The sequence below is a fragment of the Massilia sp. CCM 8734 genome (genome assembly GCF_011682155.1).
GTDB classification, from domain to species: domain Bacteria; phylum Pseudomonadota; class Gammaproteobacteria; order Burkholderiales; family Burkholderiaceae_D; genus Telluria_A; species Telluria_A rubra.
In genome coordinates, this window is the sequence record NZ_WHJI01000061.1 from 20,026 (window position 1) to 34,979 (window position 14,954).

16 protein-coding genes are annotated in these 14,954 nt (G+C 62.3%); 2 read left to right on the forward strand and 14 right to left on the reverse strand.

What is annotated here, in order from left to right; all coding sequences use genetic code 11:
• Window positions 1-67: 67 nt before the first annotated feature.
• The 9 genes from ruvA to tyrS all read right to left on the reverse strand — a co-directional run bounded on the left by ruvA (window position 68) and on the right by tyrS (window position 7,743).
• Window positions 68-646: a Holliday junction branch migration protein RuvA gene (gene ruvA, locus F2P46_RS33195; RefSeq protein ID WP_166898459.1), complete on the reverse strand. Its 579-nt coding sequence runs from the start codon at window positions 644-646 to the stop codon at window positions 68-70.
• Between the two features lie 20 nt (window positions 647-666).
• Complete coding sequence (ruvC, locus tag F2P46_RS33200) at window positions 667-1,203, reverse strand: crossover junction endodeoxyribonuclease RuvC (protein ID WP_166898460.1); 537 nt, start codon at window positions 1,201-1,203, stop codon at window positions 667-669.
• 60 nt (window positions 1,204-1,263) lie between these two features.
• On the reverse strand, window positions 1,264-2,835 hold the full coding sequence (gene purH, locus F2P46_RS33205) for a bifunctional phosphoribosylaminoimidazolecarboxamide formyltransferase/IMP cyclohydrolase (RefSeq protein ID WP_166898462.1): 1,572 nt from the start codon (window positions 2,833-2,835) through the stop codon (window positions 1,264-1,266).
• Window positions 2,836-2,942: 107 nt separating this feature from the next.
• Entirely contained in the window at window positions 2,943-3,176 is a 234-nt protein-coding gene (locus F2P46_RS33210) for a helix-turn-helix domain-containing protein (protein WP_054266301.1), read from the reverse strand.
• A 94-nt stretch (window positions 3,177-3,270) separates the two neighbouring features.
• A complete protein-coding gene (dusB, locus tag F2P46_RS33215; protein ID WP_166898463.1) occupies window positions 3,271-4,296 on the reverse strand; it encodes a tRNA dihydrouridine synthase DusB in 1,026 nt (341 codons plus the stop codon).
• Window positions 4,297-4,627: 331 nt separating this feature from the next.
• Window positions 4,628-5,275, reverse strand: coding sequence for a histidine phosphatase family protein (locus F2P46_RS33220; RefSeq protein WP_166898465.1), 648 nt, complete (start codon window positions 5,273-5,275; stop codon window positions 4,628-4,630).
• 45 nt (window positions 5,276-5,320) lie between these two features.
• On the reverse strand, window positions 5,321-5,986 hold the full coding sequence (locus F2P46_RS33225; protein WP_166898466.1) for a YbhB/YbcL family Raf kinase inhibitor-like protein: 666 nt from the start codon (window positions 5,984-5,986) through the stop codon (window positions 5,321-5,323).
• Between the two features lie 48 nt (window positions 5,987-6,034).
• A complete protein-coding gene (gene dtd / locus F2P46_RS33230; RefSeq protein ID WP_166898468.1) occupies window positions 6,035-6,481 on the reverse strand; it encodes a D-aminoacyl-tRNA deacylase in 447 nt (148 codons plus the stop codon).
• Window positions 6,478-7,743, reverse strand: coding sequence for a tyrosine--tRNA ligase (gene tyrS / locus F2P46_RS33235; RefSeq protein ID WP_166898469.1), 1,266 nt, complete (start codon window positions 7,741-7,743; stop codon window positions 6,478-6,480). The genes dtd and tyrS overlap by 4 nt, the downstream gene beginning before the upstream one ends.
• 172 nt (window positions 7,744-7,915) lie before the next feature.
• On the opposite strand from tyrS, the gene F2P46_RS33240 reads away from it, so the two are divergent.
• Together F2P46_RS33240 and F2P46_RS33245 are read left to right on the forward strand one after the other, a co-directional pair.
• On the forward strand, window positions 7,916-9,280 hold the full coding sequence (locus tag F2P46_RS33240; RefSeq protein ID WP_166898471.1) for a peptidoglycan DD-metalloendopeptidase family protein: 1,365 nt from the start codon (window positions 7,916-7,918) through the stop codon (window positions 9,278-9,280).
• Between the two features lie 92 nt (window positions 9,281-9,372).
• Window positions 9,373-10,485, forward strand: a complete 1,113-nt coding sequence (locus F2P46_RS33245; RefSeq protein WP_166898472.1) for an anhydro-N-acetylmuramic acid kinase — start codon at window positions 9,373-9,375, stop codon at window positions 10,483-10,485.
• A 51-nt stretch (window positions 10,486-10,536) separates the two neighbouring features.
• Here the strand turns inward: F2P46_RS33245 and erpA are convergent, their stop codons facing one another.
• The 5 genes from erpA to argC form a co-directional block, all read right to left on the reverse strand.
• The gene (erpA, locus tag F2P46_RS33250; RefSeq protein ID WP_166898474.1) at window positions 10,537-10,899 is read right to left on the reverse strand and encodes an iron-sulfur cluster insertion protein ErpA; all 363 of its coding nucleotides are present in this window, start codon (window positions 10,897-10,899) and stop codon (window positions 10,537-10,539) included.
• A gap of 166 nt (window positions 10,900-11,065) precedes the next feature.
• The gene (locus F2P46_RS38065; protein ID WP_166898487.1) at window positions 11,066-11,839 is read right to left on the reverse strand and encodes an FxDxF family PEP-CTERM protein; all 774 of its coding nucleotides are present in this window, start codon (window positions 11,837-11,839) and stop codon (window positions 11,066-11,068) included.
• Between the two features lie 15 nt (window positions 11,840-11,854).
• On the reverse strand, window positions 11,855-12,130 hold the full coding sequence (locus F2P46_RS33260) for a hypothetical protein (protein WP_166898475.1): 276 nt from the start codon (window positions 12,128-12,130) through the stop codon (window positions 11,855-11,857).
• Window positions 12,131-12,411: 281 nt separating this feature from the next.
• Entirely contained in the window at window positions 12,412-13,545 is a 1,134-nt protein-coding gene (locus F2P46_RS33265; protein ID WP_166898477.1) for an FxDxF family PEP-CTERM protein, read from the reverse strand.
• A 125-nt stretch (window positions 13,546-13,670) separates the two neighbouring features.
• On the reverse strand, window positions 13,671-14,708 hold the full coding sequence (gene argC, locus F2P46_RS33270; protein ID WP_166898479.1) for an N-acetyl-gamma-glutamyl-phosphate reductase: 1,038 nt from the start codon (window positions 14,706-14,708) through the stop codon (window positions 13,671-13,673).
• Between the last annotated feature and the right edge of the window lie 246 nt (window positions 14,709-14,954).

Genomic DNA, 14,954 nt, shown 5'->3' on the forward strand with positions numbered 1-14,954 from the left:
AGATGTTAGCGCGGCTAAAACTTGGATTCCCGCCTTCGCGGGAATGACGTTGCTTAGGTTGACAGCATTAACCTTTGGACAGCGCCTTGAGCGCGAACTTGATGCCGTCCGAGACGGTGCTGCCGGCCGGCATATTGCGCAGCGCGGCAGTGGCTTCCTTGTCAGAATACCCCAAGGCCAGCAGCGCATTCAAAATGTCAGATTTCGCATCGTGCTGCACCACGCCGCCGACCGAACCGAGATCGGCGCCGAGCTTGCCCTTCAGTTCCAGCAGCAAACGTTCCGCCGTCTTCTTGCCGATGCCGGGCACCTTCACCAGGCGCCCCGCTTCCTGCAAGGTCACGGCCTGGGCCAGGTCGTTCACCGTCATGCCCGACAGGATCGACAGCGCCGTGCGCGCCCCCACGCCGGTGATCTTGATCAACTGGCGGAACACGGCGCGCTCGGCCGCATTGCCGAAGCCAAACAGCAAATGCGCATCTTCGCGGATCGCCTGATGCGTGAACAGGGTCACTTGCGCGCCGAGGGCGGGCAAGTCGTAATAGGTACTCATCGGCACATCGACTTCATAGCCGACGCCGTTGCAATCGATCAGCAACTGCGGCGGATTTTTTTCGAGCAAAACTCCGGAAATACGTCCGATCATGGGAAGACCTTCAAGCGAGGTTAAACGAGACGGCCGCGCTTCATGCGCAGGCCGGAAAGCGAAGGCGCCAGCGCGCCGAGCAGCGCCAGCGCATCGATGCTGTTGGCATGGCAGATGGCCACCCCGAGCGCATCGGCGGCGTCGGTTCCGGGCAGGCCCGGCAGCACCAGCAGACGGGCCACCATTTCCTGAACCTGTTCCTTGGCCGCCTTGCCGTGCCCGGTGACCGCTTGCTTGACTTGCAGCGCGGTGTACTCGGCCACCGACAGGTCGGCGCCGACCAGCGCCGTAATGGCGGCGCCGCGCGCTTGCCCGAGCAGCAAGGTCGATTGGGGATTGACGTTGACGAAGACTTTTTCCACCGCCGCGCAGTGCGGCTGGTAGGTGCGCACGAGCTCGGCGATCCCATTGAGGATGATCTTGAGACGGCCGGGAAGCTCGCCTTCCGATACCGTCTTGATGGTGCCGGAGGCGATGTAGCGCAGCTTGTTGCCCTGCTTTTCGATAAGCCCGAAGCCTGTGGTGCGCAGGCCCGGGTCAATGCCAAGAATAATCATGGACGAATGGTATACCGCCGGAGAAACTTCGGTGTACCAAACTTGCGCACCGCGCCGAAATTAATGACGGAAATGGCGCGCGCCGGTGTACAGCATCACCACGCCGCGCTCGTCGGCGGCGTCGATCACTTCCTGGTCGCGCATCGAGCCGCCCGGATGGATCACGCAGGTCGCACCCGCGTCGACCACCACATCGAGGCCGTCGCGGAACGGGAAGAAGGCATCCGACGCCACCGCCGAACCGGCCAGGGTCAGGCCGGCGTTCTGGGCCTTGATCGAGGCGATGCGGGCCGAGTCGATGCGGCTCATCTGGCCGGCGCCCACGCCCAGGGTCATGCCGTTGGCGCAGAAGACGATGGCGTTCGATTTCACGAACTTGGCCACGCGCCAGGCGAACATCATGTCCTGCAATTGCTGCTGGGTAGGCTGCTTCTTGGTGACCACGCGCAGTTCTTCCAGTCCGACATTTTTCGCATCCGGCGACTGCACCAGCAAGCCGCCGCCGACGCGCTTGACGTCGAACGGGTTATTGGACGAACCGAGCGCAATTTCCAGCAGGCGCACGTTCTGCTTGGCCGCCATGATGGCGCGCGCTTCGGCGCTGAACGATGGCGCGATCAGCACTTCGACGAACAGCTTGGCGATCGCTTCGGCGGTCTTGCCGTCGAGCTCAACGTTCAGGGCGATGATGCCCCCAAAAGCCGAGGTCGGGTCGGTCTGCAAGGCGCGGCTGTAAGCGTCCAGCGCATCGGCGCCGATTGCCACGCCGCACGGATTGGCGTGCTTGACGATCACGCAGCCGGCCGGCTGGCCCAGGCCACCGAGCGACTTGACGCATTCCCACGCCGCATCGGCGTCGGCGATATTGTTGTACGACAGTTCCTTGCCCTGCAATTGCTTGTAGGCGGACAGGGAACCGGCGGCCGGCGCCAGGTCGCGGTAGAACGCGGCCGACTGGTGCGGGTTTTCGCCGTAGCGCATGTCCTGCACTTTTTCAAACGTCATGTTCAGGGTTTGCGGGTAAGCCGCGCGGGTAGCGTGCGCCTTGTCTTCGCCCAGGCTGGTCAGGTAGTTCGTGATCGCGCCGTCGTATTGCGCGGTGTGAGCGAACACTTTTTTGGCCAGGCGGAACTTGGTGTCGTAAGGCACTTCGCCGGCCGTCACTTCCGCCAGCACCTGGGCGTAGTCGGTCGGATCGCAAATGACGATCACATCCTTGTGGTTCTTGGCGGCCGAGCGCAGCATGGTCGGGCCGCCGATATCGATGTTTTCGATCGCGTCTTCCAGCGAGCAATCATCCTTGGCCACGGTGGCCTGGAACGGATACAGGTTAACCACCACCATGTCGATGGTTGGAATGTCGTGCTCGCTCAACTTGGCGACGTGCTCAGGAAAGTCGCGGCGCGCCAGGATGCCGCCGTGCACTTTTGGGTGCAGGGTCTTGACCCGGCCATCGAGCATTTCGGGAAAGCCCGTGTAGTCGGCCACTTCCGTGACAGGCACGCCGTTATCGGCCAGCAACTTGGCGGTGCCGCCGGTGGACAGGATGCCGACGCCGAGCGCGGACAACGCGCGTGCAAAGTCGAGCACGCCGGTCTTGTCGGAAACGGAAATGAGGGCTTGTTTGATCATGGTGAGTGGCCTGGTTGTGGAGTATTCGGTGTTTGCACTGGCGCACCCCTCGGGCGCGATGGGCTCGCGCTCGATAGCACGGCCACTCAGTGTGTGCTAATGACTAGTTACAGCAATCCGTGTTCCTGCAATTTCTTCCGCAAGGTATTACGGTTGATGCCCAGCATCTGGGCCGCGTGCGACTGGTTGCCTTCCGCCCGCGTCATGACAACTTCGAGGATCGGCTTTTCGACGGTGAGGACCACCATGTCGTAAATGTTCGATGCCTGCTGCTCGCCCAGGTCGTTGAAATACTCTTCAAGACTTTTCTGGACAACTTCCTGGATACTTTCTTTGCTCATATTATGTTGGTGCTTTTCTGCGGATTAAGTGTTTCGCCGCGGCTCTGCAGGCAGCGGTCGTTCCGGTATGTCGTCTTGCTGGCTGTGTGCCGTGTCAGGCTGCCAATGCTACTTGAGCAACGCCCGCGGGCCGGTATTGTAACCGTTCGCCATGAATGTGTTGGGTTTCAAAAAACGCATCGACGGCGCGCAGCTGCGCTTCGGTCGATTCGAGCAGGTTCATTTGCTGGCGGAATTCTTCCCCGCCGATCAGGTCGCGTACATACCAGCCGATATGCTTGCGCGCCGTGCGCACGCCCAAAAACTCGCCGTAGAACGCGTAATGCGCCTGCAAATGTTCGTTCATCAGCGCGCGCACTTCTTCCACCGCCGGCGCCGGCAGGTGCAGGCCGGTGCGCAGGTAATGGTCGATTTCGCGGCAGATCCACGGCCGGCCCTGGGCCGCGCGCCCGATCATCACCGCGTCCGCCCCGGTCACCGCGAGTACATATCTGGCCTTTTCGGGGGTGGTGATGTCGCCGTTGGCCACCACCGGAATGGAAACCTGCGCCTTGACGGCGGCGATGGTCTCGTACTCGGCGTCGCCGCTGTAGCCGTCGGCGCGGGTGCGGCCGTGCAGGGTCAGCATGCGAATGCCGGCCTGTTCGGCGATGCGGGCGATGCGCAGGGCGTTCTTGTTCTCGCGGTTCCAGCCGGTGCGAAATTTCAGGGTGACCGGCACGTCCACCGCGCGCACCACGGCGTACAAGATCTGTTCGACCAGGTCTTCGTGCTGCAGCAAGGCCGAACCGCACCAACTGTTGCACACCTTCTTGACCGGGCAACCCATGTTGATGTCGATGATCTGGGCGCCACGGTCGACGTTGAATTTGGCGCAATCGGCCAGGTCTTGCGGGTCGGCCCCGGCGATCTGGACCGCTTTCGGCTCCATTTCGCCCGCGTGGTCGGTGCGGCGCGAACTTTTTTCGGTGGCCCACAGGCGCGGATTCGAGGCAGCCATTTCGGACACCGCATAGCCGGCGCCCAACTGCTTGCACAGTTGTCGGAAAGGACGATCCGTCACGCCCGCCATGGGAGCAACGAAAACATTATTGCGCAGCAAGTAAGGACCAATTTGCACGGGCGGGACGCTTTGAGTTTGCGGGAACCCTCTATTTTACCCGAAGTGCTGCTCAATTAATAAGCACTATTTTTCATTTGACAGCACTGCGCGGCCACAAAAACCGGATCGGAAGGCTTGACAGCGCTAAGAGCCTATGTCGGTAGGCCGGGGGAAGCAGGAGGCGACATGCGCGTAGGCGACATGCGCGTAGGCGACATGCGCGTAGGCGATGCATGGCAGGCGCGGGCAAGGCGCGAGGAGGCCGCATGGCTAGCCATGCAACGACGAACAACGCCGCCCCCGTCTGCCAGGCGCGCCAACTGCGACTCCGGCCTACCGAGATAGGCTCTTAATTGAGCTCGTCGAGCACCTTCGGCTGCAAGTGTCCGACCTCGCCCCAACTGAGCAGGCTCAACTTGCCGTCAAGTACGCGGAAGCGGTTGATGCTGGCATTAAGAACCGGAAAGTCGCGTGGCGTTTCCAGCGACAGGCCAAGCGCGGCGCGGTAGGCGCATTCGAGCACACCGCCGTGGGCCACCAGGGCCAGGGTCTGGCCGGGATGGGCGTCGCCCCACTTGATGATGGCCGCCACGGCGCGCTGGTAAAACTGGCGGAACGTTTCGGCCACGCGGGCGCCGGATGGCATCGGCGCATCGATCTCGCGCGCCTGCCAGGCGGCGAACTCGACCGGAAAGCGCTGTTCGATCTCGGCGTACAGCAAGCCTTCGAAGCCGCCGAAGCAACGTTCGCGCAGCAAGGGATCACGCTGCACCGAAATGGCGCGCGTGCGGGCCACGGCGTCGGCGGTCAGGGCGGCGCGCTGCAGGTCGCTCGAGACGACCTGGTCGATCCGCTCGCTTGCCAGGGCGTCCGCCGTGGCGGCGGCCTGGCGCAGGCCCTCGTCGTTGAGGGCGATGTCGATATGGCCCTGGAGGCGGCGTTCGGCGTTCCAGGCGGTTTCGCCGTGGCGGATGAGAATGATAGTGGTCGGGGACATGGGTAAGCCGGACACGCCGTGTCCGGACTGAAAAAGTTGCGTTCTCTAAGGAACCAGGGTGGCCGCCAGTTCGGGGTTGAGCGAATACACGCCGAGCATCTGCGCCTCGTCGAGGATGTGCCCGCGAATGGCCAGGCGCGCCTCGGGGCCAGTAAAGCGCCCTTCGAGCGCCAGGCGCGGAATGTCGAGCGCGTAGATGCAGAATAGATAGGTATGCACGCGCATATCGTTCCACGGCGGACAAGGTCCATCGTAACCGTAATACTCGCCCGCCATGCCCGGCTCGCTCACAAACCACGTGGTGTAATCGTTTACCCCCTGGCGCAACTGATGCTCGGTGCCGTTTTTGATGGTGAACGGCACCAGCGGCCCCGGTTTTCCGTGCGGCGTGACCCCTTCCGAGAACTTGCCTTCGGCAACTGAGCGCATGGCGACGGGAATATCGACCAGGGTCCAGTGATAGAAATCAGCGCGCGGCAACGCTTCCGCCACCACCACGCCGTCTTGATTGACATTGGTGCCGACCGTGGGCGCGTCGATATCGTAGCAAAACAGGATCAGTGACTGGGTGCCGGTGGGCACGTCGTCCCAGGCCAGGTGCGGGTTGCGGTTGATGGACAGGCGGATGTGCGTGTCCGGGTCGATCGTGGCAAAGGCGCACTCTGCGGGAATCAGGCCGCCATCGGTAAAGGAATCACTCCAGAGTCTCATCGCAACCTCCTGCACTGATGATATTGACCACAAACGGCCCGCTTGGTTTCATTTTGGGTGCACTTGCAGCCAGAAAGTGACCGGTCCATCATTCGTCAGCGACACTTTCATGTCGGCCCCGAACTGGCCGGTTTCGACCACTGGGTGGCGGGCGCGGGCCTGGCGCACCACATGCTCGAACAGGCGCAAGCCATCCTGCGGGCTGGCGGCCGGGGTGAACGACGGCCGCGTGCCCGACTTGGTGTCGGCCGCCAGGGTGAACTGGGGGACGATCAACAGGCCACCGTTGAGGTCGGTCACGCTGCGGTTCATCTTGCCGGCCTCGTCGCCAAACACGCGGTAGCCCAGCAATTTGGTCAGCAAGGCGTCGGCTTCCTTCTCGCTGTCGCCCTTTTCGGCGCACAGCAGCACCAACAGGCCGGCGTCGATGGCGCCGATGACGGCGCCGTCGACCACCACCTTGGCGTGGCTGACCCGTTGCAGCAGCGCAATCATGCGGTGAAGGTCACGCGCAGGAATTTGCGGCGGCCAACTTGCAGCACGAATTTGCCGGCTTCGATTTTCAAGGCTTTGTCGCTGACCACGGCGCTGTCGATGCGTACGCCGCCCTGGTCGACCATGCGCATCGCTTCGCCGGTGGACGCGCACAGACCCGTTTTCTTGAGCAAGTGGGCGATGCCCATTGGCGCGCCATCGACCGTCATTTCGGGCGCATCATCGGGAATCCCGCCAGCCGAACGGTTGACGAAGTCGGCCAGCGCGCTTTCAGCGGCTGCGGCCGAGTGGAAACGCGTGACGATTTCTTGCCCCAGAGCCACTTTAGCATCGCGCGGATTGCGCCCGCCGTCGATCTCGGCCTTGAGGGCGGCGATATCGGCGATCGAACGGAACGACAGCAGCTCGAAGTAACGCCACATCATCACATCCGAAATGCTCATCAGCTTGGCGAACATGGTGTTGGCCGGTTCGGTGATGCCGATGTAGTTGTTTTTCGACTTGGACATCTTGTCGACACCGTCGAGCCCTTCGAGCAGCGGCATGGTCAGGATGCACTGCTGTTCCTGGCCGTAATCCTTCTGCAGCTCGCGGCCGACCAGCAAATTGAACTTCTGGTCGGTGCCGCCCAGCTCCAGATCGGCCTTTAAAGCGACAGAATCGTAACCCTGCATCAAAGGATAAAGGAACTCGTGGATCGATATTGGTGTCCCACTCTTGAAGCGTTTGGTGAAGTCGTCCCGTTCCATCATGCGGGCAACGGTGTAACGCGAGGACAACTGGATCATGCCGCGCGCGCCGAGCGGGTCGCACCACTCGGAGTTGTAGCGAATTTCCGTGCGCGACGGGTCCAGCACCAGCGAGGCCTGCTTGAAGTAGGTCATCGCGTTTTCTTCGATCTGCTCTTTGGTGAGCGGCGGGCGCGTGACGTTGCGGCCCGACGGATCGCCGATCATCGACGTGAAGTCGCCGATCAAAAAGATGACCTGGTGGCCGAGGTCTTGCAACTGGCGCATCTTGTTCAAGACCACGGTGTGGCCCAGGTGCAGGTCGGGCGCGGTCGGGTCGAGGCCGAGCTTGATGCGCAGCGGCGTGCCGGTTTTCTCGGAACGGGCCAGCTTTTGCGCGAATTCGCTCTCGATCAGCAGCTCGTCGACGCCGCGCTTGGTGATGGCCAGCGCTTCCAGCACGGTGTCCGTCAGCGGCAGTACAGGTGAGCCTTGCGCAGGGGCGGCAGGCTTGGAGGTGGCAGGTGTTGTCATAGGTGCTTTGTAATAAATCTGTAGCAAAGTGTCGAAATTGTTGGGAAGATTCAAAAGTTTGATATACTGCTCGATCCGATTAATCTTGCCCAATGAAAACTAAACAAAACAATAACAAGAAATAGTTCAGTGCTCAACGCGAATGTTCAAGCGGCAAATTTTAACTGATTGCATGAACCCTACAAACAAATTCACAGGCAAGCGCTTGACCGGCCTGCTAGGAACAACGCGAAAGTCGCGCATCATCGGCGCTGGCGCGGTCTTTCTTGCAGTGTGCGCATTTGGTGCCGCGGGCGTAGCGCCCCTGGCCCCTGATGCGTCCGACCTGCCGGTCAAATCGATCGCACAAAATCTGGAACTGCCGAACCTGGCCGACCAGATCGCTGCGCTGCAGAAAGAGGACCAGCAATTCATCCACGAAGAGAAGGTGCGTCCGGGCGATACGCTCGCCGCCCTGCTCACCCGCCTCGGCGTGGACGATGCCGCCGCCGTCAACTTCATCAAGTCCGATAAAGTCGCCAAAGCCGTGATGCAACTCAAGACCGGCAAGCGGGTCCAGGCGCAAACGGATGAAAACGGCGAACTGCAATGGCTGCGCGCCAGCGTCGTCGACGGCAGCGACAACCCGGTCAAACAGATTTCGATCACCCGCACCGGCGACAAGTTCAGCGCCGAGGAAGCCCCGGCCAAGCTCGAACGCCGGGTTGAAATGCGCGCCCGCGAAATCAACAACTCGCTCTACTCGGCGACCGACGCCACCACCGACGGCGGCAAACTGCCCGACGTGATCGTCGCCCAGATCGTCGAAATGTTCTCCACCAGTATCGACTTCCGTTCCGACCTGAAACGCGGCGACCGCTTTAACGTGGTCTACGAAACGTTTTGGCAAGACGGCGAAATGGTGCGCGCCGGCCGCATTCTGGCGGGCGAATTCGTCAACCGCGGCGTGACTTACCAGTCCGTCTGGTACGAAGACCCGATCAGCAAGCAGGGCGGCTACTACACCTTCGACGGCAAAGCCCTCAAAAAAGCCTTCCTCAAGTCCCCCCTCGAATTTTCCCGTATTTCTTCCGGTTTTTCGATGCGCACGCATCCGATTGCCGGCACCTGGAAAGCCCACAAGGGCGTCGATTTCGCGGCCGCCAACGGCACCCCGATCCGCGCTTCCGGCGACGGCGTGATCGACTTCGCCGGCGTGCAGGGCGGCTACGGCAACCTGGTCAGCATCAAGCACTGGGCCAACTACACCACCGCCTACGCCCACATGAGCCGTTTCGCGCCAGGCATCCGCAAGGGCAGCAAGGTCAGCCAGGGTGACGTGATCGGCTATGTCGGCTCGACCGGCTGGTCGACCGGCGCCCACCTGCACTACGAATTCCGCGTCAACAACGAAGCCGTCGATCCGATGTCGATCAAGGTGTTGGCGCAAGCGCCAATGACGCCGGCCGAACGCGCACGCTTCCAGATCGCCGCAGGCGACATGTCGCACCGCTTCGCCCTGCTGCGTCCGACCACGGCATCGACCATGGCGCGCTAACGCTTCAGCGCGTACCATGCGAGGGCAGGACCCGGATCATCGATCCCGGCTCCTGCCCTTTTTTTCGCCCGCGTTTTTCGATTGGACTACTTATGAGCACGGATTCGACCCTGCATTCGACCCTCTACATCGGCATGATGTCCGGCACCAGCATGGATGGCGTCGATGGCGTGCTGGTCGATTTTGGCGGCGGCGCCATGCGCACCCTGGAAGCGGCCTTCGTGCCCTTCCCGGACGCCCTGCGCGCCGACCTGATGGCCCTGCAAAGCAGTGGCGACAATGAAATCGCGCGCGAAGCGCTGGCCGCCGCCCACCTGGCCGGCTGCTACGCCGAATGCGTGGCGGCCCTGCTGCCGGCCGCCCCCGGCCCGGTGCGGGCGCTGGCCGCGCACGGGCAAACGGTGCGCCACCGGCCCGAGCTCGGCTACACGCGCCAGATCAACCACCCCGCCCTCTTGGCCGAACTGACCGGGATCGACGTCATCGCCGACTTCCGCACGCGCGACGTGGCCGCCGGCGGCCAGGGCGCGCCGCTGGTGCCGGCCTTTCACCAGGCCTGCTTCGGCCAGGCTGGCCAGGCGCGCGTGGTGGTCAATATCGGCGGCATCGCCAATATCAGCGTGCTGCATGCCGACGGCACGGTCAGCGGCTTCGATACCGGTCCCGGCAATGTGTTGATGGATCACTGGATCGGCCTGCACCAGGGCAAGGCCTACGACGCCGACGGCGCCTGGGCGGCCAGCGGGCAAGTCGATCCGACCTTGCTCGGCATCTTGCTCGACGAACCGTACTTCCGCCTGGCGGCGCCAAAAAGCACCGGGCGCGACCTGTTCCACGCCGACTGGCTGGGGCAGCGACTGGCGCAGGCGCCGGCCATGCCGCCTGAAGACGTGCAGGCGAGCCTGACCGCGCTGACAGCGACCGCGATCGCGCGCGCCATCCATCAGCAGGCCAGCGAGGTCGAAGCGGTATATGTGTGCGGCGGGGGAGCGTACAACGGCGCGCTGCTGCGCGCACTGGCGCAAGCGCTGGGCGGCAAGACCAAAGTGACAACAACCGACGCCCTGGGCGTGGCCCCGAATCACGTCGAAGCGCTGGCGTTCGCGTGGCTGGGCTACCGCTTCACAAGGCGCGAAACGGGCAATCTGCCCCAGGTGACGGGTGCGAAGGGACCCAGGATCCTGGGCGCCCTGTATCCTGCGTAAGCCGGCAGGCGGCCGCGAGGGCTGCCTGCGCCGACGCGCTTCACACTGTGTTTATGCCGAGAACGACGAACCGCAACCGCAAGTCGAGGTGGCGCTGGGATTCTTGATGACGAACTGGGCGCCTTCGAGGTCATCCTTGTAGTCGATTTCGGCGCCGACCAGATACTGGTAGCTCATCGAATCGATCAGCAGTTTCACGCCGTTCTTGACCATGGTGGTGTCATCTTCGTTGACGATTTCGTCGAAGGTGAAGCCGTACTGGAAACCCGAGCAGCCGCCGCCCTGCACGAAGACGCGCAACTTGAGGTCGGGATTGCCCTCTTCCTCGATCAGCTGTGCAACCTTTTGCGCGGCGCTATCGGTAAACACGATCGGGGCCGGCATCACTTCTGGCATTTCAGCAACTGCATTCATTTGGAACTCCTACGGGGGAACGGATATGAGTCATTATAGACTGTTGGGACAAGTCACGCTCATCGGCCAGTGCCGGCGACCGTGAAATGCAACACCCCGGCGCGGGCCTGGGCGGTGCTGCCAGTGTACCTATAATGCGGCCATTCGGCCCGATTTCAAGCTGCAGTCAGGCTGCAGCCTTGCGCCGGGCGCGGCGGCGTGCGCAAACCCCGAGCAAACCGAGGCCGGCCAGCATCATGGCGTAGGTTTCCGGCTCCGGAACCGGGCTCAGCAGAACCGCGCCGCACACGCCGAGCCCGCACGCATCGGCCAGGATCTTGCCATGGTCGTTGATGCTGTAGGTGGATCGGATGCTCCAGCCGGCGAGCGGATCGAGCGCCGCATCGAGCTGCAGCAACTGGCCGTTCTGGTAGATGAAGCCATGTTGCAGGCCTTTGGCGTCGGCGCCGTAGCCGATCACCTGGCCCAGGTTGTTGATATCGGCCGCCTGGGACGACTTGCCCGCCGACCAGCCCAGGTCGGTCATGACGCCATCCACGTACAAAAAGGCCGACTGCACACTCGTGTCCCAGGTATGGGCGGACTGGCCAATGATCTGGCCGCTGTCATTGATGTCGTTCGCCACGCTGGAGCCGCCTTCGAACGCGCCGAGATCGGTCATCTGGCCGTTCTGGTAAATGAAAGCGCGCTCGCGCCATGACGGATTGTGGGCATAGCCGACGATGGTCCCGGCGTTGTTGATCGCGGTCGCGCCGCTGTGCCCCCCCCCCCGCCAAAGGTACCCAGGTCTTTTGTGACGCCGTTGCTGTACGCAAAGGCGTGCGACGCGAAACGCGGAATGTACGGGTCGCCCCCAGGAACGCGCACATCGGTCTTGGAACTGCCCACCACCGTGCCGGCGTTGTTGACGCCGTTGGCCCAGGCGGTCGGCAGCCCGGATCCGTCACTGAGCTCCTTAACATGCGTGCTCGCCCCATTCACGGTCACATAGGCCTAGCAGCCTGTCCGGCATGTACACATCCCACATCTCGGTCGTCGCCATGTGGCCGGCATTGCTGATGGCGCTGACCCTGGCATTGGGATACTCGTGCATGGTGGGTATGTCCAACACATGCGTCGTCCCTCCGGAATGATAGGCCGCACGCCCCATGGCCTGTCCATACAAGGTGCCGGCATTGTCGATCAGGCGCCAGGAATCGTACTGGCCGCCGGTATTGACCGCCTTGACCAAGTAGGACGGGCTGCCGCGAACGCGGGAGCGGCGAAGATGCCCAACAGCAGGGCGGACAGCAGGGCGGACAGCAGGGAGCGGCCACATGTCATGAGCGACTTTCTGTGCGGGATGGATACCATCCACCATAGATGGCAAGATAACTTAAGATAAATATTGATTGAAATTGAAATTTTTGATGCCACAGGCGTGGACGGACACAGGAGCTGTCGCCCACAAGGCGCCTCCCCGACCGCCGGCTGGCTCTACGGCAGCCGGCGGGCGCCTGCACGCTGCGCGGCTCAGGCCGCGCGTGCGGCGCTGGCGCGACGGCGCGCGCAAAACCCGAGCAAACCGAGTCCGGCCAGCATCATGGCATAGGTTTCCGGCTCCGGAACCGGGCTCAGCAGAACCGTGCCGCACACGTCCAGCTTGCAGGCATCTGCCAGGATCAGGCCATTGTCGTTGATGCTGTAGGTGGTCTTGATGATCCAGTTGTCGAGCGGATCGACGGCGGTATCGAGTTGGAGCAGTTGGCCGTTCTGGTAAATGAAGCCGCGCTCCAAGCCGTTGGCATCGGTACCATAGCCGATGATCTGGCCGGCCTCATTGATATCGACGGCGCTGGAAGCGCGCTGCGGCGACCAGCCCAGGTCGCTCATCACGCCGTTTGCGTACAGAAAAGCGGACTGAACGTCGCTGCCGGCACGGTGCGCCGACTGGCCGATAATCAGGCCGGCATCATTGATCCCGGTTGCCAGGCTGGTACCGCCGGCGAATGCGCCCAGGTCGGTCATCCTGCCGTTCTCATAGATAAAGGCCCGCTTTGCCGACGCGGCATTGTCGGCGCCGCCGACGATGGTCCCGGCGGCATTGATGCCAAAGGCGCTGCTGTGGATGCCTCCCAGCGTGCCCAGGTCCTTCATATTATTGTCGCTGTATGCATAAGCATGGCTGGCGAAGCGCGGATAATGCGGATCGCCTCCCGGCAGGCGCAGATTGGTGCGTGAACTGCCCACCACCGTGCCGGCATTGTTGACGCCATGGGTGAACGTGTCCACGCCGACGCCGCCATGGCCGAACGCAGGGAGGAGCGTGGTGGCGCCGTTGACCGTCAGGTAGCCATGGGCATAGACGTCGTCGCCAATGGTTGTCCAGTATTCGTAGCTGGCCATATGGCCGGCATTGCTGATGGCCGTGATCGCGCCGGTGGGAAACGGACTCGTGCTGACATGCACCACCGTGGTGCTGCCATTGGCATGAAATGCCGTACGCCAGTTTGAAGAACCGTACAGGGTGCCGGCGTTGTCGACCAGGCGCCATTGATCGTACTGGCCGGTATTGAGCGTCGTGACCGTGTAGGAGGGGGCAGCAAGCGAGGGCGCGGCGAAGATGCCGAGCACGAAAGCGGACAACAGGGAGCGGACGAATCGCATGAGAGTCTTTTTATGGTGGGGTAAATACGACCCATCATAAAGACTACTTAGCCAAATGGAAAGCTTAATTAAGATTTAATATTGCGGCAGCGGGAAGCGGCTGGGCTTCCCGCTCTTGTACTGCCTTACGGCAGCAGCGCGACCTGTTGCAGGCCTAGGGTTTCTTCCAGGCCGAACATCAGGTTCATGCACTGGACCGCCTGTCCGGAGGCGCCCTTGACCAGGTTATCCTGGACCACCAGGATGACCACGGTATTGCCGTTGTTTGGACGATGCAGCGCCAGGCGCAGCATGTTCGAACCGCGCGTCGAGCGGGTTTCCGGATGCGAGCCGAACGGCATGACATCGACGAAGGCCGCGTCCTTGTAGGTGCTTTCGAACAATTCCTGCAAGGCTTCGTTGCTGATATCGGTGGTCAGGCGCGCGTACAGGGTCGAATGCATGCCGCGGATCATCGGCACCAGGTGCGGCGTGAAGATCAGGTTGACCGGCAGGCCGGTAAAACGCTGCAACTGGGCCACGGTTTCCGGCGTGTGGCGATGGCCGGACACGCCGTAGGCCTTGAAATTATCGCTCGACTCCGAGAACAGGGTGCTGATTTCCGCCTTGCGGCCGGCGCCGGACACGCCCGACTTGGCGTCCGCGATCAGGGCGCTGGCGTCGATCAGCTTGGCCTTGAGCAGCGGCACGAAGCCCAGCTGCATCGTGGTCGGATAACAACCCGGATTGGCGATCAGGCGCGCATTCTTGACGGCTTCGCGGTTCAATTCCGGCAAGCCGTAAACGGCCTCTTCCAGCAATTCCGGGCAGGTATGCGGGATTTTGTACCACTGCTCGAAGGTTTCCTGGTTTTTCAGGCGGAAGTCGGCGGCCAGGTCGATCACCTTGACGCCGGCGGCCAGCAGGGCTGGGGCCTGGGCCATGGCGACGCCGTGCGGAGTGGCGAAAAAGACCACATCGCACTTGGTCAGGTCGACCTTGTCGGGGGCGGAGAACGCCAGGTCCACCTTGCCGCGGAGCGAAGGAAACATATCGGCGACGGGCAAGCCATCTTCCTTACGCGACGTAATCGCGGTCAGCTCCACATCAGGGTGGACCGACAGCAGTCGCAGCAATTCCACGCCCGTGTAACCCGTACCGCCGACGATGCCAACTTTGATCATATGTATTCCTTGAAAGTAAATGATGGGCCATGCCCGAAAGATGGTGATTCTAACAGCGCCTGCAAAACGCTGCGCAGCGCTGGAAAACGCAAACCCGCGCCAACCGGGGTCCGACCTCAATTAAGAAACTTTCTTAATTGAGGTCAGACCCCCAGTCTTTTTCCAAACTTGCAAAACTTGCAACCGGGCTTGTTGCGAAACCGGGGTCAGACCCCAAACTTGCAAAACCGGGGTCTGACCCCGGTT